The sequence below is a fragment of the Geobacter sp. AOG2 genome (assembly GCF_019972295.1).
Taxonomy (GTDB): domain Bacteria; phylum Desulfobacterota; class Desulfuromonadia; order Geobacterales; family Pseudopelobacteraceae; genus Oryzomonas.
Genome location: NZ_BLJA01000001.1, coordinates 3751104 through 3774939 on the forward strand (window position 1 = coordinate 3751104; position 23836 = coordinate 3774939).

18 protein-coding genes are annotated in these 23836 nt (G+C 60.4%); 7 read left to right on the top strand and 11 right to left on the bottom strand.

The window, feature by feature from the left end:
- Positions 1–2: 2 nt before the first annotated feature.
- The 6 genes from LDN12_RS17060 to LDN12_RS17085 all read left to right on the top strand — a co-directional run bounded on the left by LDN12_RS17060 (position 3) and on the right by LDN12_RS17085 (position 8206).
- Positions 3–1961, top strand: coding sequence for a MacB family efflux pump subunit (locus tag LDN12_RS17060; protein ID WP_223923848.1), 1959 nt, complete (start codon positions 3–5; stop codon positions 1959–1961).
- A 7-nt stretch (positions 1962–1968) separates the two neighbouring features.
- Positions 1969–3375: an efflux transporter outer membrane subunit gene (locus LDN12_RS17065; protein ID WP_223923849.1), complete on the top strand. Its 1407-nt coding sequence runs from the start codon at positions 1969–1971 to the stop codon at positions 3373–3375.
- A gap of 415 nt (positions 3376–3790) precedes the next feature.
- Entirely contained in the window at positions 3791–4000 is a 210-nt protein-coding gene (locus LDN12_RS17070) for a hypothetical protein (RefSeq protein WP_223923850.1), read from the top strand.
- The gene (locus LDN12_RS17075; RefSeq protein ID WP_223923851.1) at positions 3993–5972 is read left to right on the top strand and encodes an APC family permease; all 1980 of its coding nucleotides are present in this window, start codon (positions 3993–3995) and stop codon (positions 5970–5972) included. The genes LDN12_RS17070 and LDN12_RS17075 overlap by 8 nt, the downstream gene beginning before the upstream one ends.
- A 44-nt stretch (positions 5973–6016) precedes the next feature.
- Positions 6017–7510 (top strand): DUF4118 domain-containing protein, encoded by a 1494-nt coding sequence (locus LDN12_RS17080; RefSeq protein WP_223923852.1) that lies wholly within the window; start codon positions 6017–6019, stop codon positions 7508–7510.
- Positions 7511–7513: 3 nt separating this feature from the next.
- Positions 7514–8206: a response regulator gene (locus LDN12_RS17085; RefSeq protein WP_223923853.1), complete on the top strand. Its 693-nt coding sequence runs from the start codon at positions 7514–7516 to the stop codon at positions 8204–8206.
- A gap of 125 nt (positions 8207–8331) precedes the next feature.
- On the opposite strand, the gene LDN12_RS17090 is transcribed toward LDN12_RS17085, so the two are convergent.
- The 5 genes from LDN12_RS17090 to LDN12_RS17110 all read right to left on the bottom strand — a co-directional run bounded on the left by LDN12_RS17090 (position 8332) and on the right by LDN12_RS17110 (position 15589).
- Positions 8332–11127: a PAS domain S-box protein gene (locus LDN12_RS17090; protein WP_223923854.1), complete on the bottom strand. Its 2796-nt coding sequence runs from the start codon at positions 11125–11127 to the stop codon at positions 8332–8334.
- Between the two features lie 299 nt (positions 11128–11426).
- On the bottom strand, positions 11427–12323 hold the full coding sequence (locus LDN12_RS17095) for a hypothetical protein (RefSeq protein ID WP_223923855.1): 897 nt from the start codon (positions 12321–12323) through the stop codon (positions 11427–11429).
- A gap of 109 nt (positions 12324–12432) precedes the next feature.
- Positions 12433–13242 carry a Sir2 family NAD-dependent protein deacetylase gene (locus tag LDN12_RS17100; RefSeq protein WP_223923856.1) on the bottom strand — a complete coding sequence of 270 codons (810 nt, stop codon included), beginning with the start codon at positions 13240–13242 and terminating at the stop codon, positions 12433–12435.
- 11 nt (positions 13243–13253) lie between these two features.
- On the bottom strand, positions 13254–14495 hold the full coding sequence (locus tag LDN12_RS17105) for a DUF1015 domain-containing protein (protein WP_223923857.1): 1242 nt from the start codon (positions 14493–14495) through the stop codon (positions 13254–13256).
- A 230-nt stretch (positions 14496–14725) separates the two neighbouring features.
- Positions 14726–15589, bottom strand: coding sequence for an NlpC/P60 family protein (locus LDN12_RS17110; protein WP_223923858.1), 864 nt, complete (start codon positions 15587–15589; stop codon positions 14726–14728).
- 267 nt (positions 15590–15856) lie between these two features.
- Between LDN12_RS17110 and LDN12_RS17115 the strand changes: the two genes are divergently transcribed.
- A complete protein-coding gene (locus LDN12_RS17115) occupies positions 15857–16243 on the top strand; it encodes a hypothetical protein (protein ID WP_223923859.1) in 387 nt (128 codons plus the stop codon).
- A gap of 92 nt (positions 16244–16335) precedes the next feature.
- Here the strand turns inward: LDN12_RS17115 and prfB are convergent.
- The 6 genes from prfB to LDN12_RS17145 form a co-directional block, all read right to left on the bottom strand.
- Positions 16336–17455 (bottom strand): peptide chain release factor 2 gene (prfB, locus tag LDN12_RS17120; protein WP_223923860.1). Its coding sequence is split into 2 segments (ribosomal slippage): positions 16336–17385 and positions 17387–17455, totalling 1119 coding nucleotides; the frame shifts between segments, so codons are not numbered across the junction.
- Between the two features lie 169 nt (positions 17456–17624).
- On the bottom strand, positions 17625–19133 hold the full coding sequence (lnt, locus tag LDN12_RS17125; RefSeq protein WP_223924101.1) for an apolipoprotein N-acyltransferase: 1509 nt from the start codon (positions 19131–19133) through the stop codon (positions 17625–17627).
- Between the two features lie 59 nt (positions 19134–19192).
- Positions 19193–20047: a hemolysin family protein gene (locus LDN12_RS17130; protein ID WP_223923861.1), complete on the bottom strand. Its 855-nt coding sequence runs from the start codon at positions 20045–20047 to the stop codon at positions 19193–19195.
- A 200-nt stretch (positions 20048–20247) separates the two neighbouring features.
- Positions 20248–20991: a diacylglycerol kinase gene (locus LDN12_RS17135; RefSeq protein WP_223924102.1), complete on the bottom strand. Its 744-nt coding sequence runs from the start codon at positions 20989–20991 to the stop codon at positions 20248–20250.
- Positions 20952–21326 carry an rRNA maturation RNase YbeY gene (ybeY, locus tag LDN12_RS17140; RefSeq protein WP_238482118.1) on the bottom strand — a complete coding sequence of 125 codons (375 nt, stop codon included), beginning with the start codon at positions 21324–21326 and terminating at the stop codon, positions 20952–20954. The genes LDN12_RS17135 and ybeY overlap by 40 nt, the downstream gene beginning before the upstream one ends.
- Positions 21313–23766 carry an HD family phosphohydrolase gene (locus LDN12_RS17145; RefSeq protein WP_223923863.1) on the bottom strand — a complete coding sequence of 818 codons (2454 nt, stop codon included), beginning with the start codon at positions 23764–23766 and terminating at the stop codon, positions 21313–21315. The genes ybeY and LDN12_RS17145 overlap by 14 nt, the downstream gene beginning before the upstream one ends.
- Between the last annotated feature and the right edge of the window lie 70 nt (positions 23767–23836).

A 23836-nucleotide genomic window follows, 5' to 3' on the forward strand; every position in this document is an offset into this window, starting at 1 on the left:
CCATGGGCACGCCATTACTCGAACTCTCCCAACTGGGGCGCAGGTTCGTCACCGGGGGGGTGGAGATCCCGGTGCTGAAGGGGATCAACCTGACCATCCATGCGGGCGAGATGGTGGCCATCGTCGGCGCTTCCGGCTCGGGAAAATCCACCCTGATGAATATCCTGGGGTGCCTGGACCGTCCCAGCGAGGGGAGCTACAAGGTCAACGGCCAGGAAACCGGAGCCCTGTCCAGCGACGAATTGGCCAGGCTGCGCCGGGAATACTTCGGCTTCATCTTCCAGCGCTACCACCTGATGCCGCACCTGAGCGCGACCCAGAACACCGAGATCCCGGCGGTCTATTCCGGGGTGAAAAAGGCCCAGCGCCGGGCCAGGGCACAGGAACTGCTGGCCCGCCTCGGTCTTGAAGACCGCCAGGACCACCGCCCCAACCAGCTTTCGGGCGGCCAGCAGCAGCGGGTGAGTATCGCCCGCGCGCTCATGAACGGGGGCGACGTCATCCTGGCCGACGAGCCGACCGGCGCCCTGGACAGCAAGAGCGGCCAGGAGATGATGAACATCCTGCAGGAACTGCACGGCCGGGGGCACACCATCATCCTGGTCACCCACGACATGCAGGTGGCGGGTAACGCAGAGCGCATCATCGAGATCAGCGACGGCGAGATCATCCGGGACCAGCCCAACCCCAACGCCGTGGCCAAGGACAAGGCCGTATTGCCGGAAAAACCCCTTGGGGAGGGGGAGGGCAACCCGCTCCAGGCCCATTGGGGGCGGTTCGCCGAGGCGTTCAAGATGGCCCTCATCGCCATGGCCTCCCACCGGATGCGGACGCTCCTCACCATGCTGGGCATCATCATCGGCATCACCTCGGTGGTCTCGGTGGTGGCGCTGGGGCAGGGGGCGCGCCAGAAGGTGATCAACGACATCAGTTCCATGGGCACCAACGTCATCGATGTCTATCCCGGTAAAGACTGGGGGGACGAGGACGCGGGCAGCATCTACACCCTGGTCCCGTCCGACATGGAGGCGTTGAAGTCCCAGGTCTACGTGGACAGCGCCACGCCCGGCACCAGCGACAACGAATTGGTGCGCTACCGCAACATCAAGGCCAATGCCTCCATCAAGGGTGTGGGTGAACAGTATTTCCGCGTGCGCGGTTACGAGATTGAAAAAGGGGCGGCGTTCGACGCCGATGATGTCAAGCGGCAGGCCCAGGTGGTGGTGATCGACCAGAACACCAGCAAGAAGTTCTTCGCCAAGGAGGACCCCATCGGCAAGATCCTCTTCATCGGCACGCTCCCCTGCCAGGTCATCGGCGTGACCAAGGAGAAGGACAGCCCCTTCGGCAGCAACCAGAACCTGGAACTCTGGATGCCCTACAGTGCCGCCATGAGCCGGCTTCTGGGGCAGACCTATTTCAGCTCCATCACGGTCCGGGTGCGGGAGGGGGTCTCCAACCAGATCGCCGAACAGAGCATCATCAAGCTGCTCAAACAGCGCCACGGCGTCAAGGACTTCTATACCAACAGCAGCGACAGCATCCTGAAGACCGTGAAGAAGACCACCGCCACCCTCACCCTGATGATCTCGGCCATTGCCGTCATCTCGCTCGTGGTGGGGGGGATCGGGGTGATGAACATCATGCTGGTCTCGGTCACGGAGCGTACCCACGAAATCGGCATCCGCATGGCGGTGGGGGCGCGCCAGGACGACATCCTGCAGCAATTTTTGATCGAATCGGTGCTGGTCTGCCTGCTCGGCGGTTCCATCGGCATCGTGTTCTCCTACGGCGTGGGAGTGGTCTTCGCCATGTTCGTCAAAAGCTTTGCCATGAAGTTTTCCATACTATCCATCGTTTCGGCTTTTTTCTGCTCATCCCTGATCGGGATCGTCTTCGGGTTCCTGCCGGCGCGCAACGCCGCCCGGCTCGATCCCATCGAAGCGCTGGCACGGGAGTAAGATCATTATGACCAGATACCGCAAGAATCCACGGCGGGCGCTCTGCCTGCTCCTCGCCGCCGCCCTTTCGACCGGCGGGTGCAGCCTTTTGCCCCGCAGCGACTATACCGCGCCGCGGGTCGACCTGCCGCAGCAGTGGCAGGGGAAGACCACCACCGGCACGGCGGTGGCGAGCCGGGAAAAATGGTGGGAAGGGTTTGGCGACCCGCTCCTGAACGAGCTGATCGAGCGGGCGCTTAAAACCAACAACGATCTGGCCGCCGCCGCCATCAAGGTCCGCCGCGCCCAGCTCTCCTCCCGGTTGACCGACACCAACCTGACCCCCACCGTGAGCGTCGAGGGGAGCAGCAACATCAGCCGCGACCTGAAGCGCCATGCCGATACCCAGACCCACAGCGTCACCGGCTCGCTGAGCTACGAGGTGGACCTGTGGGGCAGGCTTGCCGCCGCGCGGGACTCCAGCCGCTGGGAGGCGCAGGCCACGGAGGTGGACCGGCAGAGCACGGCCCTGTCGCTCATCGGCACCACGGCGGCGGATTACTGGCAGGTCGCCTACCTGAACCAGCTCATCGCCACCAGCGAGGCGAGCATCGCCTATGCGGAAAAGACCCTGGAACTGGTGGAGGTGAAGTACCGGGCCGGGGCGGTTTCCGGCATAGACCTGGTCCAGGCCCGGCAGACCGTGGCCACCCAGAAGGCCGATCTGGCCTCGCTCGTGCGCCAGCGGGCCGAGGCGCGCAACGCCCTGGCGATCCTCTTCGACCAGGCGCCGGAGAAGAGCGTGCCGGAACGTACGGCCTTGCCGGACGGCCCGCTCCCCGAGGTGGCGGCCGGCCTGCCGGCCAGCCTGCTGGGGCAACGGCCCGATGTGCACGCCGCCGAACTGCGCCTGCGGGAATACCTGGCCAACGTGGATGCTACCCGGGCAAACTACTACCCCACGTTCACCCTGACCGGCAGCCTGGGCAGCAGCAGCACCAGCCTGGCGAACGTGCTGCAAAACCCGGTCGCCGCCCTGGGCGCCGGTTTGACCCTGCCGTTTTTACAGTGGAACACCATGCGCTTGAACGTGAAGATCTCGGAGGCGGACTACGAGGTGGCGGTGGTGAATTTCCGGCAGACCCTGTACGCCGCCCTGAGCGATGTGGAGAACGCCCTGACGGGCCGCACCCAGTACGAGGCGGAAGGGAAGCAACTGGAGGACGCGCTGGCCCTGGCGAAGCGGTCCGAACAGTTGGCCGAGGTTCGCTACCGGGCCGGGTATACCGCGGTGCAGCTCTGGCTGGATGCCCAGGAGAGCCGGCGCAGCGCCGAGAAGACCCTGGCCGCGAACCGCCTGAACCGGCTCAAGAACCTGATGACGCTCTATCAGGCCCTGGGCGGGGAGATGGGCAAGGTTGTGCAGGGGGAATAGGTCGGGAAATGCCGGTCCGGGAAGGCAGAAAAATACATCAACATCCGCCACAGAGACACGGAGACACAGAGGAACACAGAGGAAAGCACAACAGTAATGTGCGAAGGCGGTTGTGTAGGATGTTGTGTGAATAAGAATACCAACTGATTAAACGACCGATAATTGGATTGCTTCCCTTGAACGCTCCGATTTTATTGAAAAACCATTTTGTTTGTATCTGATTCACTTGCAGGTGCTTCTATTTGTTTCGTATTTATTTATCGCGAATATATCACATAGGTAACAGTTTCAGGCATGACCCTCGCGGCGCCTATGCGGCCCAAAAATACCTCTTGATGTTTTCTTGATGTCCTCCATCCCCATCTTGACACCTTCTTTATGCACAAATGGCTATTGTTGCATCATGGAGGTGGTTATGAAAGTGTATCTGTTCGATACCAACAGCGGCTTGTATGAAGGTGAAGATTTCTGGGACCCCGGCGACGTGGGCGAAGAGGAGGGGGTCACGAGCCTGGCCCCGCCCGTGGCGCACGAGGGACACTTACCGGTTTATGACCGCACGGACCATAACTGGAAGTTGGTGCCGATCGACAGCCTGAAGAAATCGGTAGCCCGCAATGACTGAAGATAAACAGAAACCCGCATCGTTTTTCGGCAAGGCCTTCCGAACCATATTCGGCTCTCCCAAATACCTGAAGGACCCGCACCTGTTTCACAAGATGGCGCTGATTCCCGTTCTGGCCTGGGTCGGTCTTGGCGCAGACGGGTTATCGTCATCGGCCTACGGTCCTGAAGAGGCTTTCCGCGCCCTTGGGGAGCATACCTACCTGGCGGTTTTCCTCGGCCTGGCCACCGCACTGACGGTATTTATCATCTCCTATGCCTATTCGCGAATCATAGAGCATTTCCCGCACGGTGGCGGCGGCTATATTGTCGCTACCCACATGCTCGGCGAGAAAGCCGGGGTGGTTTCAGGCAGTGCCCTGCTGGTCGATTATGTAATGACGATCACTATTTCCATTGCCTCCTGTTGCGATGCCGTATTCAGTTACGTTCCTCAGGGCTTCCATCATTACAAGGTGGCGGTAGCCTGCATCCTTACGGTGATCCTGATAATTCTCAATATTCGCGGCGTCAAGGAATCCATATCGGTTCTGGCTCCGATCTTCATGGTCTTCGTCGGCACGCACATAGTAATGCTGCTCGATGGGGTCATGACGCATACCGACAAAATTGCACCCCTGGCGCGCGACATACGCCACGGCTTGAACCATGACCTGTCAAGTATCGGCATGTTCGGCATCCTGTTGCTCTTTGTACGGGCCTATTCCCTGGGCGGCGGTACGTACACGGGGATCGAGGCGGTTTCGAACGGCTTGCAGATTATGCGCGAACCCAGAGTGCAGACCGGTAAACGCACCATGCTCTACATGGCGACGTCCCTTGCTTTTACCGCCGGGGTCCTTTTTCTTTGTTACTCCCTGTTGGGGGTCGCTCCTGTGGAAGGAAAGACCCTCAATGCCGTTCTGGCGGATACCCTCTTTGCCGCATGGCCGATGGGAAGCTGGATTTCATTTATTACCATATTTTCCGAAGGGGCATTGCTGTTGGTGGCCGCCCAGGCGGGGTTCGTCGACGGCCCGCGGGTCATGTCCAACATGGCCATCGATTCATGGTTCCCGCACCGCTTCGCCGCACTGTCCGTTCGTCTGACCATGCGTAACGGCATTCTTATGCTGGGTACCGCCGCCATTGCCCTGTTGTTCTATACGGGAGGGTCCGTTTCGGCATTGGTGGTCATGTACTCCATCAATGTCTTCATTACCTTCTCTCTCTCGCAGCTCGGGATGTCCAAATTTTTCATTCAGCGCAGGAAAGAAGACCCCCGGTGGCTTCGCCATCTTATGGTCCATCTGGTTGGGCTCTTACTTTGTGTGACCATCCTGGTAATTACGACTTTTGAGAAATTTGCCGAGGGCGGATGGATCACCCTGGTCATTACGTCGGTGGTGATTGGGCTGTGCTACATGATCAAGGGACACTATGCGAGCGTTCGTCAAGGCATGAAGGATTTGGACGATACCCTGCTCGATGTTCCAATCTCGCAACATGGAGAGCCGCCGGCACTTGACAAAAACGCTCCGACGGCCATCCAACTGGTTTCGGAATATAGCGGTTTCGGAGTACATACGCTTTTTTCCATTATGTCCACCTTCCCCAATACCTATCGAAATGTCGTCTTCATATCCGTGGCCATGATCGATTCCGGTTCTTTTAAAGGAGCCGAAGAGATTGAGGCGCTTGAGTCGTCGGTGAGGGCCAGCCTGGAGAAATATGTGGCCATGGCCCGTAAACTGGGCATGGCTGCCGAGTATCGAACCGCGTTGGCTACCGATGTTGTGGAGAGCGCGGTTAAACTGTGCAAGGAGACGGCGGAAGAGTTTCCCCGGTCAACCGTTTTCACGGGCCAGATCACCTTCAGACTGGAAAAGTTCTATCACCGGCTGCTGCATAACGAGACGGCCTTTGCCATCCAGCGCCGTCTCCAATGGGACGGACTGACGACCGTGATCATGCCGATCAGGGTGAGAACATAATTCTGCTGCTGACATCATCCCGGTTCAAGGGTAAGATTACCTCCATGAAGATTTCTCGCGCACTTCCCGGCTATCTTGGTGCCGTCGCCCTTGTTGCGGTGGCCACATTGCTGTGCGGGGCCGTCAGAACGTCCATCGCACCAGCCAACATGGTGATGCTGTATCTTTTTGCCGTGGTGCTGACGGCCGCACGGCTCGGACTACGGCCGGCCATTCTGAGTGCTGTGCTGTCGGTGCTGGCTTTCGACTTTCTTTTCGTCCCGCCCCGTTTCTCTCTTCGGGTTTTGGACCCGGAGTATCTGATAACCTTCTTCGCCCTTTTTGTCGTGGGCGTCATCATCAGTTCCCTTGTCGCGCAGATACGCGACAAGGTCGATCAGGTCGAACGGCAGGAAGCCCGGACCAGCAGCCTCTATTACCTTACTCGCGACCTGTCGGCCGCCGCCGACGTGCCGGCTGTCGTTGGCGCCCTGCAACAGGCGGTCCGCCGCAATCTCGGCTCCCGTCTGGCGGTTGTGCTCGATCATGAAAATGAACTCCAGACGGTCGATAGCTCCACGACGCTTCCTCTTGATGACAGTAGTGTCGAGATTGCCGCCTGGGTAATGAAAAGCGGCCGATGTGCCGGAAAAGGGACAGCGGCTTATTCCGATTCTTCGTTTCTGTTCGTTCCGATCAAGACCGGGAGACAAACCGTCGGAGCAATGGTAATTGAAGAGGGCGAGACGTCGCTGGCCGAGAACCTTCAGTTGGTCGAGGCGTTTTCCGGCCAGGCGGCAATGGCGCTTGAACGGGTATATCTGTCGCACCAAGCCGAGGAGGCACGGATACTTCGTCAAAAAAACCATTTGGAGCAGGCGCTTCTGAACTCCATATCCCACGATCTTCGCACCCCGTTAGTGACCATTTCCGGAGTTCTCGACCTGTTGTTGAACAATGACGAGAGATACGGCACAGAAGAGCGTCGGGCCATGCTTGCGGCAGCTTCCGAAGAAGCGGGCCGTCTCAACCGTTTTGTCGGCAGCCTGCTCGACATGACCCGGCTTGAGGCGGGAGTGCTCACCCCCCGGCTCGCAGCCTGCGAAATGGAAGAAATTGTCGGATGTGCCGTTGGCGGCGTCGAACAGCGCCTGGGCAACCATCGCATTGTGACCTCATTGGAACCGGATTTGCCTTTGGTTTCCGCCGACCTGGCCCTGTTGACCCAGGCGTTGGTGAATGTGCTGGACAATGCCATCAAGCATTCGCCCGAAGATGCCGATATCCTGCTATCGGCACGGTTGGACGGCACATCCGTCATTCTCAGCGTGTGCGATAGCGGGCCCGGAGTGCCCGGCGGCGAGGAAGAGCGCATCTTCGATAAGTTCCATCGCGTTACGGTCCCGGAGAAAACCGGAGGCACCGGCCTGGGACTTTCCATAGCGAAAGGGATTATCGAGGCTCATGGCGGGAAAATCACCGTTTCGAACAGGCCGGAGGGTGGCTTGAGGGTGGAAGTACTGTTGCCGGCAGGGGAGATGATCAGTGATAGAGGGTAGACGATGAACGGAGACAAGCAGTTCCGCATCCTGGTGATAGAAGATGAATTGCCGATTCGTCGTTTTCTCCAGACTATTTTCGAAAACGAATTCACCATCCATTTGGCGGAAGATGGGCATTCCGGTCTTGCCGCCGCGGCAACGACAAAACCGGATGTGATCCTGCTGGACCTTGGCCTGCCCGATCTTGATGGTATCGAGGTGATCAAACGCATTCGCGAGTGGTCTGACGTGCCGATAATCGTATTGTCGGTCCGGGAGCGGGAGGATGACAAGGTGGCCGCTCTGGATGCCGGCGCCGACGATTATCTATCAAAGCCCTTCGGCGTCAACGAGTTGCAGGCCAGAGTCCGCGCATCGTTGAGAAGAACGCTGCAACAGACGCCGGAACCGCTGTTTACCTGCGGCGATCTCACCGTAGACCTGTCAAGCCGCAGGGTAACTGCGTATGGCAACGAGATCTCGCTCACACCGACCGAGTACGATATCTTGCGGCTCTTGGTCACCCATGCCGGCAAGGTGCTTACCCACGGCCAGATACTCAAAAAGGTATGGGGCATTGCCTATTTGGAACAACCCCATGTGCTGCGGGTAAACATAAGCAATCTACGCCACAAGATGGAATTGGACCCATCAAGGCCGAAATACATTATTACGGAGCCGGGCGTGGGGTATCGGCTCAAAACAAATGATTAGGCAGAAAGATTGGGCTGATTCCGGTCTTGTAAGGGGTTTTGTGCAGATGGTTTTTCGGGTGCGGGAGTTCTGTGGTAATCCTTTTACGGTTTTTTAGCGTCTCTGCGACACACGCCTCTCCCCGCTCACATCTTCTGTATGACCTCTCTCAGCGCCGACAGCCGGTAGGGTTTCTGGATGAACCCCGCCAATCCCTTGCCCACGAACTTCTGGGTAACCTCCTGCTCGTTGTAGCCGCTGGACATGATCACCTTCACGTCGGGCTGTATGCGCCTGAGTTCCCGGAAACACTGCTCGCCGTTCATGTGCGGCATGGTCAGGTCCAGAATGACGAAAGCGATGCCGGGGGTCTCTTTGAAGAGGGCCACCGCCTCTCTGCCGTCTTTGGCGGTGGCGGTGCTGAAACCCAGTTCTTCAAGCATTTCCGCCCCGATGCTGCAGATGGTTTCATCGTCATCCACGAGCAGGACCTTTCCTTCGCCGTGCCAGTCGTCCCGGCGGCTGTCGCGGCTGAACCCTTTGGCAGGCTGGTTGCTGACCGGCAGGAGGATTTTGAAGGTGGTCCCCTTGCCGGGTTCGCTGTAAACCTTGATGGCGCCTTTGTGCCCGCGCAGGATACCGAGGACGGCGGCCATGCCGAGGCCGCGACCGGTGAACTTGGTAGTGAAAAAGGGGTCGAAGATCTTGGCGAGGGTCTCCTTGTTCATGCCGCAGCCGGTGTCGGCAATTTCCAGATAGGCATAGTGCCCTTCGGCGACGTCTTCGTCGAGCCAGGCGTCTCTCAAATAACCGGCATCGCACTCCATGCACCCGGTGGTGATGGCGATGACGCCGCTGGTGTCGCCGATGGCCTCGGAGGCGTTGATCACCAGGTTCATGATGATCTGGCGCATCTGGGTGACGTCGGCTTCCACGAGCGGCAGGTCCTTGGCGAGGTTGAGACGTAAGACGGCGCTCTTGGAGATGGAGACCTCAAGCATGTGCAGCATCTCTTTCAGCAGGGAATTCAGGTCGATATGCTCGACAATGAATTTTCCCTTGCCGGAATAGGCAAGCATCTGCTTGGCCAGATCGGCGGCCTGGGCGGCGGCATTTTCTATCCGGCGCAGGTTGTCGACGGCGGGGGATTCGGGGGCCATGCGCATCAGGGCCAGGTCGGCGTTGCCCATGATGGTCATCAGGATGTTGTTGAAATCGTGGGCGATGCCGCCGGCCAATACCCCCAGGCTTTCAAGCTTCTGGGCGTGGAGGAGTTGCTGCTCCAGCTTCAGGCGTTCGCTCTCGACCTTTTTCCGGTCCTCGATGTTTCTCGATATGACGATGATCCCGTCTATGTGGGGGTTGGCAAGTTGGTTGCACGCGTAGGATTCCATCCAGATGTAGCTGCCGTCCTTGTTGCTGTGCCGGTACTGCACGCTGGCGATCTTCTCGGGATTTTTCAGGAGTTCGCTGAAGACGCGCTCGACGTTTTCCCGGTCCTCCGGGTGAATGAGGTCAAAGACCGGGCGCCCAAGCATCTCGTCCTGGGCATACCCGTGGATCTGCTCCGCCGACGGCGATTTGTATAGGAAAACCCCATCTTTGCGGACAATGCTGATGATGTCCGGGGACAGGGACATGATGGCGCGGAAGCGCTCTTCACTCCTGTTGATCTTCCCGTGGGCCCGCTTCAGTTCGGTTATGTCGGTGGATATTCCGCAGACGGCATATATTTCCCCCGAGACTCTTTTAAGCGGAAATTTGGCGGACAGGTAGGTGTGGGGGCCGTCGTCCTGCTCCACAACCTCCTCGATCTTCAAGGGCCGGCCGCTCTCCATGACCATCCGGTCGTTTTTGACCAACTGGGCGGCCTGATCATGGGGGAAGATGTCGAAGTCGGTCTTTCCCTTGATGGTCGTGCTCGTTGCGTTAAACAATTCTTCGTACAGCGGGTTCACATGAAGATAGCGGCCGTGTATGTCCTTCATGAAGATCACCGCCGAAGCGTTGTCCATAAAGGCCCGTAATTGCTCCTCGCTCTCCGAGAGCTCCTGGGTTTTAAGGGATACGGCCCTCTTCAGCAATCTCAGCCACACCAGCAGCCCGGCCACGAGGGCGGCGATCGCCAGGGCGGAATAGCCCACATAACGGAAATAGGGCGAGACGCTGAGCGGTGTCCCCAACCACTTCTTGTCGATGGCGCGGTATTCGGCCGGCGTGATGTCCGCAAAGCCTTTCTCGACCGTCGCCAAGAGGTCGCTCCTGCCCTTGGGCACCGCGCGGTGAAATTCTCCGTTATAGAGCGGCGCGGTCTCCCGAAAACGATCCTGAATACCCATTTTGTTCAAATAATATAAAGCCGGAGGGCGGTCGACGGTAAATACCTTCACCTTGCCGTCGCGGGCCGCCTCGATGATCTTCTCGTAACTGGGGTATTCCGCGATGTCGGTGACGCCGTGTTTTCGGAGAACGTCAAGGACATTGCCGCCGGCCTTGGCGGCCACCATGAATCCCCTGGCATCGTCAGGCCCGCTGATGCCGGAGATGTCTTTATGGAAGAACAGCGGCACGGGGATAATCGCGTAGGGTTTGGTAAAGTCGTATATTTTTTCGCGCTTCGCATTGCGGAAGATCGTGTCGATCACATCGAACTCGCCCGCCTCCATCCTCCGTTGGGCCTCGTTCCAGTCGGTTCCGGTTATCTCGACACGGATACCGGTCCTCTTCTCCCAAAGAGCCCACTGGTCGATCGTTATGCCTTTCAACTGTCCCCGGTCATCTTTAAAGACATACGGCGGGTAATTATTGTCCATGACGACGCGGATCGATTTGGGGGAGACGCGGTTTCCCTGGGGGGAGGCGATGCAGGTGGCGGCAGGGAGGAAGAGGAACGATAGTGCGAAGAACCGCAGGACGCGAGCGATAACGGGGCTGGGTTTCATGGAGTTCATACGCCTCCTGGAGAAGGTCGCCGCATGGCATGATTTTGGGCTTGTTGCGCTGAAAACACGCCATGCCGGGACATGGCGGGCAAGCCGGCGGCCCGATGTCTGCCGCTGTCGGCAAACATTACCCCAGTGGGCGAAAAAATAACAATAATTTAATTTCAAACCGGTAGCCGGGCCGTGGAACAACAGGGTACGGAGAAAAGCGCGGGGCCGACGACCGCCATGATCGACATCCGCCGCAGGGGCACAGGGGAAGGCATCACCTCACAGGGGAACGCCAACAGCGGAATTCGTTATTTTTGTGTGCCTTGTTCCCGGTTTTCCCCGCGTTTCCGCGTCGCTGCGGCGGATTTGTCGTGCGTAGCACCGGTCAGGCCTCCGCTCTCGTGTTGGACGAAAGCGAAACTGCCGCCCAGGGCGGTATAGGCGTGCATCATCCTGGTCAGCCCCTTTATCTCGTCGTCCGTGATTGCCCGGACCCGCTCGCCCGACTTCCCGATGTAGGTGAGGGATGCCTTGCGCGTCTTGATCAGGGCGAGCATGACGTCATAGGAAAGCTGGTCCACCGGAACGTCGTAATACTCGGCTACCTTGCCGGTGGACTTTTCCTGCTTGATGGCCGTGGCCGGTATGGTGTAGGTCCTGACGCCCGCCTTGATCCGGAAGGCGGTGATATCCAGCGCCTGTTTGCCGACCGACTGGATGCAGAACCTCGGCCAGACGCTGCCGGAAACCTCGACAAGGTAGAGGTAGAGGCCATCGCTGAACCGGTCGTGGGGCGTCGATTCGTCGAGATAGCGCACGGGACTCTGGGTGGTATCGGCTTCTTTCCGGACGCCGGGCAGCTTGCGGGCGCGGGGGTCCGCGGCCAGTTGCTTGCTGAGTTTCTCGTATTCCGGTGAATCCTTGGGGAGCCTGCTCAGTTCCAGGTGGGCGGTGGAGTAGTCCCCCTGGCTCAAGGCGTCGCGCACGGTGGCGGCGACCGGCTTGGCGGTCGCCTTGGTGAGGATGTCGGCCTTTTCGGCCTCCGAGACGATCACGGTTTTTTCCTTGTCTTTGCCGGAGCTGAGCGCCGATGGGGTCGAGTTGTAATACTTGTTGAGGGAGAAGAACAGGATGGGGAGCACGATCACGGCGGCGATCAGGATGATCGTATAACGGGTTTCCTCAGGCAGCGGTCTTTTGAACATCACCGGTTCCTTTTTGCGGCAGATAATCACACATTCAATGACTTATACCCTTAATGAGAAAAAATATCCAGAGGAATAGGGGGAGAGGGAACGGTTGCCGCGAACGGCTTCAGAGGAATTCCCCGATGCGCCGCAGGGCTTCAAGGGCGCCGCAGGGGAGGGACAGGTGGGGGGCGTCGATCTCCGCTTCCCGTGGATTGATGCGGATCACCGTGGTATGGGGCTCGTCGCCGAGCCGCTCCGACGTGCGGCGGATGGTGGGGATGGCCCCACCGGCCCCCAGTTCGATCACGACGGTGCGCCTGCCGCGGCATTCCTCCCGGAACCGCGCGAAGCGCCGCTCCTGGGCCGTGGTCCGTTCGGGAAGCCAGGCGTAATCCCCGAACATGAGGATATTGGGGCGGCTCACGGTGCGGCAGGAGATGCAGCGGGGGATGGAGCGGGCCCGCATGGTTTCCGGGTTGACCGGGATCTCCTCCCGGTTGGCCCAGATGCGCCGGTTGCACGGCGTGGTGCACTGGAGCCAGTGGATGGAGCCGTGGACCTCAAGGATGGACTCCTCCGGGTAGCCGGCTTTCTGGAACTGGCCGTCCACGTTGGAGGTGACCACGAAGGAGGCGGCCCGGTTGCGCTCGATCCAGCCCCGCATGATGGCGAAACCTTCGTGGGGAACGGTGGCGCGGTACAGGTTGGTGCGGTGGCCGTAAAAGCCCCAGCCGAAGGCCGGGTCGCGGTCGAAATGCTCGGGATTGGCCGCATCGATGAAGGAGATGCCCAACCGGGCATAGGGGGGATAGGCGGTCCAGAAACCCCGGTCGCCGCGGAAGTCGGGCAGGCCGGAATCCACCCCCATCCCCGCGCCGGCGGTGATGATGAAGACCTGGGCTTCCCTGACCGCTTCCGCAGCGTGCCGGAACATAACCGGTCCCGTCAGGAGAGCAGGTGCACGAAGAGGCCGCTGCGCAGTTTGGGCTCGAACCAGGTGGATTTGGGCGGCATGATCCGGTCCTGGTCGGCCAGTTCGATCAGTTCGCCGATGGAGGTGGGGTACAGGGAGAAGGCCACGGCATACTCGCCCGAATCCACCAGTTTTTCCAGTTCCTCGTTCCCCCGGATGCCGCCGACGAAATGGATGCGCTTGTCGGTGCGGGGATTGCCGATGCCCAGGTCCGGTTCCAGCAGGCGGCTCTGGAGGATCGACACGTCCAGGCGGCCCACCGTGTCCGACTCGTCCACAATGGTGTCGCGGGCGTGGAGCTGGTACCAGTGGCCGTTCAGGTACATGCCGAACTGGTGGCGCTCGCACGGTACGACCGGGACCGGGGAGGGGAGGACCTTGAAGCTCTCCTCCACCCTGGTTACGAACTCCGCCGGGCTTTGGCCGTTCAGGTCTTTTACGGCCCGGTTGTAGGGCATGATGTTGAGCTGGCTTTCGGGGAAGATGACGGTCAGGAAGGTGTTGTATTCCTCACGGCCGGTGTGGCCCGGATTCTTTTCCCGGCGCAGTTCCCGCACCCTTCCGGCTGCGGCGCTGCGGTGATGGCCGTCGGCCACGTACAGGCGGGGAACGGCCGCGAACAGGCCGGTCAACCGGGCGATCGACGCCTGATCGGCCACGATCCAGAGGGTGTGGCCGACACCGTCGTCGGTGGTGAAGTCGTATTCGGGGGGGGCGTCGGCAATCCCCGCGATGATCGCCTCGATCTCCGCGTCGGAGCGGGAGATGTAGAAGACCGGCTCATCGTTGGCGTCCAGGTAGTCGATGTGCTTGACCCGGTCGTCCTCCTTGTCGGCCCTGGTGAGTTCGTGTTTCTTGATCACGCCGGACTGGTAGTCGTCCACGCTGGTGCAGGCCACCAGCCCGGTCTGGGTAATCTCTCCCATGCGCTGGCGGTAGACGTAGAAGCATTCGCGGTCGTCCTGGACCAGGATGCCGCGCCGGATGAATTCGTCCAGGTTCTTTTTCCCCTGCACGTAGACCGGTTCGTCGTGGGGATCGATATCGGCCGGGAGGTCGATCTCGGGCCGGGAGACGTGGAGAAAGCTGTTCGGATTGCCGGCCGCCATGCGGCAGGCCTCTTCCACGTTCATCACGTCGTAGGGGAGGGCCGCCACCTTGTCGGCCAGGTCCTTGGGGGGGCGCAACGCCCGGAACGGTTTGATGAATGCCATGATAAAACCTCGTGGTTGTAGAACTTGTTCGCAAATAACTCCGGAAAAAACATATGCCATGGAAAGGCTGACATACGCCACAGAGACACGGAGGCACGGAGGTCCACAGAGAAAAGCAAAAAGCTTTTTTGCGGTAAACCGTCATCACGAGTCTCTGTTTATGCTTGCCTTACGTCTGCTTTTCTCCGTGTCTCAGCGGCTCTGTGGCAAACCGCCTGTCTCGTTCCCGTCTATTGAAAATACCTGCGTGCGCCGACGAAGCGCCGCTCGAAGTAGCTCTCGTCCACGCCGGACACCTTGATGTCCTCGCCGCGGCGGGGAGCGTGCACGAACCTGCCGTTGCCCACGTAGATGCCCACGTGGTTGATGCTGTCGGCCGATGACCCGAAAAAGAGCAGATCGCCGTCCCGCAGGTCATCCTTCCGCACCGGGTCGCCCGCCTTGAACTGGTCCCGCGAGGTTCGGGGGATGCTGAGGCCGCACAGGTTGTAGACCGCCCGCACAAAGCCGCTGCAATCCATGCCGTCCACCACGTTCTCCCCGCCCCAGCGGTAGGGAATGCCCACGAAGCGTTCGGCGGTGCGGGCGGCAATGGCGCCCATGTCCCCGGAACTCCGCGCAGACTTCTGCCGGATGCTCTCCCCCCGCTCTCCTGTTTTCCCCCTGTCCTTGGGAGTCTTGGGGACTTCGGCGGCACGGGGGGGGGTAAGTTCTTCCGCGGGCGGTTTTTGCCACCCCGCCTCCCTGGGGCCGGTAAAGACGATTTGGTGGGGAGGTGCGATGTAGAAGCTGTTTATCATGCGGTCGGCCACCAGTTTTCTGGCCGCGGTCCGGGCCTTCTCCCTGGTGGCGAAATCGCCGAAGCGCACGGCATAGATGCCGTTATCCTTGCGGAAGTAAAAGGCCTCGATCCCCTTCTTCTGGAGGGCTGCGGTAAAGCGCTCCGCGTTTTTCACGTCGGCGAAGGCGCCCATCTGGATGGCGTAGCCGAGACGGTTGAGCCCCGAAGATGGCGCCGCATGCACACAGCCGGTCCCGAGAAGGAGGGACAGGCCGAGCACAACGATAATGGCTGGTTTGAAGGTAAAGGGCATGGCTCGAAGATGGTCTTGGTTTGTGATATGAAAAAGGTCGATGAAGCTAGTATCCATAATTGACCGGCGCGAGTAAAGAACTTTTTGTCCCGGACTGCGTACCCGCCGTGTTGTATGCAGGCGTGGCACCCCGACGGCCCTCGTGGCTGTCCCGATAAAATTTAAAAAAACAATTGCGGTAAATTGCTATTTGTAATATGATAAAGAAAGGATATTATTAATTAAAGTTTACGTTTATCCGCCCTTGCTCTGAAGGAGGGAAACACCATGACTACCTATCCGGTAACAACAGGGGGCACAGCAACGGCAACCGGCGCAGCGACGGTTCTCTCCGTTATGTCCATTGGGGCCGACACCGCCACTTCCGCCACGGATAGCCGTACGGTCGGCACTGACGCGAAATCCGCCGCAGCCGATACGGTCACGTTGCAGGGGCAGGTCCGGGACACCACCGGGAACGGCTCCAAGCAAGGGGCCGACAAGACCATCGGCAGGGTCGGCGCCGTGCTGTTCGTCTACAATTCGAAGGGCGAACTGCGTATCAAGTTTATGGACCGCACCAATAATCTGGTGTACCAGACGCCGCCGGTGATGGTTGCGCGCACGGAAGACCTCATGATGTACTCCGATCCTTCGGTGAGCGCCAAGGTCTAGGTCCGGCCCGTTATACAAGTAATTGCCAGTAAAAAGCCGTTCTCCGGTCAGCGCCGGGGAACGGCTTTTTTTTTGTCGTGGACCGGGGCACTCTACTCCACATCGGCGGTCTGGCGGCGCACCCCCATGAGGTAGGCCACCACGAAATCCTCCAGGGCCCCGTCCAGAACCGCGTCCGGGTTGCCCGATTCCACCCCGGTCCGCAGGTCCTTGACCATCTTGTAGGGGTGGAGCACGTAGGAGCGGATCTGGCTTCCCCAGCCGATCTCCTTCTTTTCCGCGGCGATCTCCGAGGCCTTGGCGTTCCGCTCCTCCACCTCCCGCTCGTACAGTTTGGCGCGCAACACCTTCATGGCCGTGGCCCGGTTGAGGATCTGGCTCCGTTCGCTCTGGCAGGCCACCACGATGCCGGTGGGCAGGTGGGTGATGCGCACCGCCGAGTCGGTGGTGTTGACGTGCTGACCGCCGGAGCCGCTGGACCGGTACGTGTCCACCCGCAGGTCCGAGTCGGAGATCTTGATGCTGATGTCCTCTTCCTCGATCTCGGGAAAGGCGTAGACCGAGGCAAAGGAGGTGTGGCGACGGGCATTGCTGTCGAAGGGCGAGATGCGCACCAGGCGGTGGATGCCCGCTTCGGCCTTGAGGTGGCCGTAGGCGTACTCGCCGCTGACGCTGAAGGTGGCCGATTTGATCCCCGCCTCGTCGCCGGCCTGGTAATCGGTGATGGTGGTCTTCCACCCCTTCTTTTCGCAATAGCGCAGGTACATGCGCAAGAGCATCTCGGCCCAGTCCTGGGATTCCGTCCCCCCGGCCCCCGGGTTGATGGAAAGGAAGCAGGAGTTGCGGTCATGGGTGCCGGAGAGCATGCGCTGGAACTCGGCCGCCTCGACCCCCTGCTGCAGGCGGTTGTTCATCTCCCGCACCTCGGCAAGGGTCGCCTCGTCCTGGACCTCTTCACCCAACTCGATCATCACCCGCACGTCGTCCAGTTGCCGGGTGAGGGTGTCCCAGCTCTGGAGGAGCTTTTCCAGGGCGGTGCGCTTGCGGAGCACCTCCTGGGATTTGTCCATCGCGTCCCAGAAACCGGGCGCCGCGATCTGGGCCTCGATCTCCTGGAGCGCCTCCCGCTTGTCATCTATGTCAAAGAGACCCCCGAAGTTTGGCGATCCGTTCCTCAAAGTCCTGCATTTTGGCTACTTCTTCACGAAACATGTTTTCGTACTCCTTGATGATTATTTAAAGCACATCTGCCACGGAGACACAGAGAAAACCAGGAGTAAGACAGGCAAAAAAACAACGTTCCCCGACGATGGTTTTACCCAAAAGACGCCTTTTGCTTTTCTCTGTGAACCTCCGTGTCTCCGTGTCTCTGTGGCAGATGTCAGTCTTTCCGCTCTGGCTGCTTCTCCCGCCTGAACCAGGCCAACAGCACCACGCCCAGGGTCAGGATAGCACATAACCAGGCCGGTGCGTCGCCTATTTTCAGGTACAGGGAATCCCCGTTGCCCGGCTTGATCTCTCCGGTGCGGAAGTCCTCCTCGAAGAGGTTGCTCATGGAGCGGATATGGCCGTTCTGGTCGATGATGGCGGTTATGCCGGTATTGGCGGCCCGGACCAGCGGCGTCCGGGTCTCCACGGCGCGGAACACCGCGATGGAAAAGTGCTGGTAGGGGGCCGACGAACGGCCGTACCAGGCGTCGTTGGTGATGTTCACCAGGATGCGGGCGCCGTTGTTCACGTACTCCCGGGCCAGCTCCGGAAAGATCCCCTCGTAGCAGACCAGAAGCCCGGCCCGGGTCTTGCCCACGTCCAGCGGGGCGGCGTGTTCGCCGGGGGAGAAATCGCCGATCCCCACCACCAGCTTGTTGACGAAGGGGAGCAGGCCCTTGAGCGGCACGTATTCGCCAAAGGGGACCAGGTGCAGTTTGTCTCCCCGGCCGATGGTTTCGCCGTTGGGGGCAACGACGAAGGCGCTGTTGAGAAAGGTTCGGCTGCCGTCGCGCAACTCATGGGCCGGGCTGCCGAAGAGGATATAGGCGTTGGTCTCGCGCGCCAGGGTGCGTATCCGCTCCGCCTGCCGCACTTCGTCCTGGAAGAAGAACGGCACGGCGCTCTCCGGCCAGACCACCAGGTCGACGCCGCCCTTGGCGGCCTCGCGGGTGAGCCGCTCGTAGATCTCCATGGTCCGTTCCTGAAAGGCCGGGCTCCACTTGACGTCCTGGTCGATGTTCCCCTGGATCAGGGCCACCCTGAGCGCCGGACCCGCGGCCGCCTCCTCCACGTTCAGGCGGTAGAAACCGTAGAAGAGGGTGGCGGTGAACAGCACCAGAAGCAGCAAAGCGCTTTTGACGGGGTAGGGGACCCCTGCCCCGGAAACCGCCCGCAGCACCCGGTACAGGACCACGTTGGTCAGCACGATCAACAGGGTGATGCCGTAGACGCCGGTCAGGTCGGCAATCTGGATCAGGGGCAGGATGCGGTACTGCGAGTGCCCCAGCATGGCCCAGGGAAAGCCGGTGAGCAGGAAGGAACGGAGGAAATCCAGCGCCACCCAGGCAACCGGCAGGGTGAAGACCGGCTTGATCCCCCCCTGCTTCCCATAGCAGGCGATCAGGGTGGCCAGGCCGTAAAACAGGGCCAGCCAGGACGCCAGGAAGAGGTAGAGCGGGATGCTGACCGCCCAGGGGAGATGGCCGAAATGGGTGACGACGATATTGATCCAGTAGAGGATGAGGGCGTAAGCGGCCAGGCCGCAGGTAAAGCCCAGGCGAAAGGCCCGGCGCAGGGATGCCCCTTCCAGGGAGATCAGAAGCGGTATCAGGGCGACCCAGGCCAGGAAGGAGAGCCCGGCCGTGGGGAAGGAAAGGGCGATCAGGACGCCGGAAACCATGGCCAGAAGGCCGGGCCGGTCGAAGAACGCCGCCGCATGGGTACGCAGACTGGAAATGGTCACTCGTCACCCTGCTCTTTGCCGGTGGCGTCCAGACGTGCGATACGGACTTGTTTGACCTTGCGTTCGTCGGCATCCAGGATGGTCAGGCTCAGGCCGGAGCCCTCCACGGTGTCGCCGATGGCAGGGATCTTGCCGGCCAGGTGGAAGATCAGGCCCCCCACGGTGTCGAACTTGTCCCGTTCGATCTCCACGTCGAAGTGGTCTTCCAGGTCTTCCACCGGCATGCGGGCGTCGGCGGTGATGGAGCCGTCGTCGTTGGCGGTGAAGAGCGCCTCCTCCCGGTCGTATTCGTCCTGGATGTCACCCACGATCTGCTCCAGGAGGTCTTCGATGGTGATCAGCCCCGAGGTGCCGCCGTATTCGTCGATGACGATGGCCAGGTGGACCCGCTTGCGCTTGAACTCCTGAAGCAGTTGTTCCAGCTCCTTGGTCTCGGGGATGAAGTAAGGGGGCCGCATGATGGCGCGCACCTGGAGCCCTTCCCGGTTGTCGCCCCAGAACTTGAGCAGGTCCTTGGCGTAGAGCAGGCCGATGATGTTGTCCATGGTGTTCTCAAAGACCGGGATGCGGGAGTGGCCGCAGGCGATGATGGTTTCCAGAAGCTCGGGGATGGTGGCTTCCACCGGTACGCAGGCCATGTCGGTGCGGGGCACCATGATCTCGCGCACCACCGTCGTCCTCAGGGAGAAGATGGAGCGGATCATCTCGCTCTCCTCCTCGTTGACGAGCCCCTCTTCCTCGCTGGCCTCGATAAAGTCGTGAATCTCTTCTTCGGTGATCTTTTTGCGTCCGGTCACGAACCGGCTTACCAGCTCGATGAATCCGGACTTCCTACTGCCGCCTTCTTCCACTTCCTTCTCCTCCTTCGGCAGGTTGTTGAAAAACAGCCATCTTAGCGCCTATCGGCGTCCCGCTAAACGGGATGACTACGCTATCGCTCCGTCACCGATAATTATGCTCACGCATAATTATACGCCGCACGTAAGGGCCTTCTGCGGATGCGACGATCTGACTATTTTTGAACAGCCTGGGGTTTTTCAATAATTTATAGCTATCCAAGCAGTTTAAACAAAAACAGAACAATCAGGGTGATCCCCGCCCCGAGGCATGAGCCCATCACCACCTCGCTCATGGTATGGATGCGCATGAACAGCCGGGAATGGCTGACCATCAGCGCCAGGGCGATGGAGAGCAGCGAGATCAGCGGGTCCCGTGAGTTGAGGGATGCCGCCGTGGCGATGGAGAAGGCGACCGCGGCATGGCCGCTGGGCGCCCCGCCGTGCAGGGGGGTCCCCTTGCCGGTCAGCCCCTTGAGCATGATCACCACGATGATGACGATCAGGATCGCAACCATGGTACCGATATCCGAGGGTGCGCCGAACATTGCGAGAACCTCCCCGTAGAGCGGCAGAATGTACTTGGCCAGGATCAGGTAGCCCATGATGGCGGCCCCGCAGGCGGCCACCAGCACCGCCCCGGCCGCGGTGTCCTTCGCTATCCTGGCCAGATGGTTGTAGCCGGGCGAAACCAGGTCCACCACCGCCTCCACCGCCGTGTTGAGCAGTTCGGCAAAGAGCACGAACAGGATCGAGAGCGCCAGGAGGGCGAACTCCACGGGGTTCACCCGCAGGAACAGCGCCGCCAGCAGCACCACCGCGGCGGCGATGAAGTGGTTGCGCATGTGCCGCTCGGTGCGGGCCGCGTGGATGATCCCCTCGATGGCGCAGTTGACCGAGTCGATGAACCGGTCCGGTTTTACGGGTTCAGGAACCCTTCCTTCTTCAGAAGACCGAATAGCTCACTCTCCTTCTTTTCCATGCGCGCCGCCTCGGCCTCGCCGCTCCGCTCGTGGTCGTAACCGCACAGGTGCAGGATGCCGTGCAACAGCAGGAAACTGAGGCGCTCGAAGGTCGTCATGTCCGCTTCCGCGGCCTCCCGCGCGGCGGTGTCCGCCGAGATGACCACGTCTCCCAGGGCGTGGGGGGCAATGCCGGCGTATTCCCCTTCCTGGAGCGAGAAGGAGATGACGTTGGTGGGCCGATCCTTGGCCAGGTACTCCCGATTGATGATGCGGATGGCCCGATCGCCCACGATGGAGACGGACAGCTCGGTCTCCTCAGGACATGCCAAGGCGCTTAAGATCCTCTCCGCCGCCTTTCTTAGCCGGGGCGCCATGATCCGGTGCCGCCGCTGGCGGTTGTTCAGTTGTATCAGCACTCGTTGCGTCTCCGTTTCCCGGCTTGGCGTGTTCGCCGGAGATGGTTTTATGCTCGACCTTTTTGGACCCGCCGCCGCCCTTGTAGACCGGCTCCGGGTAATCGATCCGGTGGTGGAAGATGCCGTTTAAGATGCGGTTGAAGCTTTTGGCGATCTCGTGGAGGTTCTTGAGGGTCAGTTCGCATTCCTCAAGCTGGCCGTCCATGAAGATATTGTTGATGATCTTCTGCACCATCCCCTGGATGCGGTCGGGGGTGGGGTTGACCAGGGTGCGGGACGCCGCCTCGACGCAGTCGGCCAGCATGACGATGCCGGCTTCCCGGGTCTGGGGCTTGGGGCCGGGGTAGCGGAAATCCTGCTCCTCCACCGTCTGGCCGTTGGCCTCGGCCTGGGTCTTGGCCCGGTCATAGAAGAATTTGATCAGCCCGGTGCCGTGGTGCTGGCGGATGATGTCCATGATCGGTTGCCCCAGGTGCCGTTCCCGGGCCATCTCGGACCCCTCCTTGATATGTGATATCAGGATCAGGGCGCTCATGCTCGGGGTCAGCTTGTCGTGGCGATTCTCCTCGCCCCCCAGGTTTTCGATGAAATAGAGCGGTTTGGAAATCTTGCCGATGTCGTGGTAATAGGCGGAAACCCTTGCCAGCAGGGGATTGGCGTTGATGGCCTCGGCCGCGGACTCCACCAGGTTGCCCACCACCACGCTATGGTGATAGGTCCCCGGAGCCCGCACCATCAGGTCCCGCAGCATGGGCGAGTTGAGGTTGGCCAGCTCCAGGAGCTTGATGTCGGTGGTGTAGTGGAAGAGCGTCTCGATGAGCGGAATGAAGCCGGAAACGAGGCCCGCGCTCAATACGCCGCTCACCAGGGCGAAAAAGACCACATAGACCGTCTGCATGCTGAAGACGGTGGCGCTGGAGGTCTGAAAGGCCAGGGCCATGGCCAGGTTGACCACCGACACCTTCAGGCCTGCGGTGTAGATGGTGCTCCGGTCCGAACACTGGCGCACCCCGTGTGCTCCCACGATGCTCCCCAGCAGGGCATAGATCACCACCGACATGTTGCTGTCGAACATGATTCCCAGGAGGGGGGCCAGGATCGCGCAGTAGACCAGCGCCACCTCCGAGTTGATGAAGATGCGCACGATCATGGGGCCGGCGGCAAAGGGGAACAGGTAAAAGAAGCTGTTGATGTCGATGTCCGGGAAGACCGGCCCGATGTTGTGGGCAATCAGGAGTGCAATCTTGAAGAGGAGGAAGCTGCCGGTAACCAGAAGCGATATGATCAGGATGTCCTTGTTGGTCGGGTTGAACTTGCGGATGTTCTTCAGGGCGAACCGGTACGGGAAATAGAACAGCACCAGGATCAGGGCGAAGATGCCGACGGCCGAGTAGTAGCGGTTGCCGCTGTTGTTCTCCTGAAAGATCGTTTGCAGCTTGTGGGCCTGTTCGGGACTGATCCGCTCCCCGACCCGGACGATCATTTCACCCCTCTGGACCTTGAAGAGGACCGGCCTGACCGCCTCCATGGCCGCCTTGGCCCGGGCCTCCGACGCCTCGCGGTTATAGAACAGGTTCGGCAGGAGGATGCGGGCGATCACGCGGGCAATGGCGTTCCCGTCGGCGCGGTCGTTCAGGCCGGAAAACTGCCAGGAGGCAACCAGCTTGCGTGCTTCCCTGATCTCGGTAAAATCGATGGTTGCGTCGCTGTCCTCGACCAGCCTGCCGTTGTCGTCGATGAACTCGACGCCCCTGCGGGTGTCGGTCTGGAAGGCCTTGCCGTCGAGGACGATCCGGCGCCGGTACAGTTCGTTCACCATGCGGCCGGCGTCCGCCAGGAAGACCCGGTCGGCGGCGATGCGGGTGAAGGCGCGGATCTCCGCTTCGCTCAGCTCCGTGTCCAGGAGCGGGAGGAACAGGGCGCGCCACTCTTCCGTATTTTTCTGGCTTTTGGCCGTGCGCTCCTTGCGGACGGCGCCCACGACCTGTTCGAGCTTGCCGATGATAATGGAGGGGACGCGGTCGCTCAGGTTATAGACGACCGGCGCATTGTTGCCGGCCTCCTTGCGGCGCTGTTCGGTCAGGGGGCGGTCTTCAACCAGAAAATCCTGGGCGGCGCGGATATCGGAGGTGGCGATGTCCCCCGGCTTGAATTCGGCGGAGCGGAAACGCTGGCCGGGCAGCAGGATGATCGTGAGCAGGAGTGTGGTCGTAAAGAGCAGGATAAACCTGTTCCGGCGGGCCGTTCTGGGGTCGGAGAACCGCCTCACGATCAGATCGAGGAGGTTCGACCCCAGTTTGGTCAGGTGTGTCAGCGTATTTTGGCCCTGATTGTCAACCGGTTGATCAGGCATAGGGGGTTGGTGGTCCGGCACGGCCCGTTATACGGTCCATGCAATATAAGTATTTGAAATAAGATTTAAA

Excerpts from the sequence above, each read along its gene's own strand:
- LDN12_RS17060 (WP_223923848.1), top strand. The coding sequence starts at position 3 with ATGGGCACGCCATTACTCGAACTCTCCCAACTGGGGCGCAGGTTCGTC.
- LDN12_RS17065 (WP_223923849.1), top strand. The coding sequence starts at position 1,969 with ATGACCAGATACCGCAAGAATCCACGGCGGGCGCTCTGCCTGCTCCTC.
- LDN12_RS17070 (WP_223923850.1), top strand. The coding sequence starts at position 3,791 with ATGAAAGTGTATCTGTTCGATACCAACAGCGGCTTGTATGAAGGTGAA.
- LDN12_RS17075 (WP_223923851.1), top strand. The coding sequence starts at position 3,993 with ATGACTGAAGATAAACAGAAACCCGCATCGTTTTTCGGCAAGGCCTTC.
- LDN12_RS17080 (WP_223923852.1), top strand. The coding sequence starts at position 6,017 with ATGAAGATTTCTCGCGCACTTCCCGGCTATCTTGGTGCCGTCGCCCTT.
- LDN12_RS17085 (WP_223923853.1), top strand. The coding sequence starts at position 7,514 with ATGAACGGAGACAAGCAGTTCCGCATCCTGGTGATAGAAGATGAATTG.
- LDN12_RS17090 (WP_223923854.1), bottom strand. The coding sequence starts at position 11,127 with ATGAAACCCAGCCCCGTTATCGCTCGCGTCCTGCGGTTCTTCGCACTA.
- LDN12_RS17095 (WP_223923855.1), bottom strand. The coding sequence starts at position 12,323 with ATGTTCAAAAGACCGCTGCCTGAGGAAACCCGTTATACGATCATCCTG.
- LDN12_RS17100 (WP_223923856.1), bottom strand. The coding sequence starts at position 13,242 with ATGTTCCGGCACGCTGCGGAAGCGGTCAGGGAAGCCCAGGTCTTCATC.
- LDN12_RS17105 (WP_223923857.1), bottom strand. The coding sequence starts at position 14,495 with ATGGCATTCATCAAACCGTTCCGGGCGTTGCGCCCCCCCAAGGACCTG.
- LDN12_RS17110 (WP_223923858.1), bottom strand. The coding sequence starts at position 15,589 with ATGCCCTTTACCTTCAAACCAGCCATTATCGTTGTGCTCGGCCTGTCC.
- LDN12_RS17115 (WP_223923859.1), top strand. The coding sequence starts at position 15,857 with ATGACTACCTATCCGGTAACAACAGGGGGCACAGCAACGGCAACCGGC.
- lnt (WP_223924101.1), bottom strand. The coding sequence starts at position 19,133 with ATGGTTTCCGGCGTCCTGATCGCCCTTTCCTTCCCCACGGCCGGGCTC.
- LDN12_RS17145 (WP_223923863.1), bottom strand. The coding sequence starts at position 23,766 with ATGCCTGATCAACCGGTTGACAATCAGGGCCAAAATACGCTGACACAC.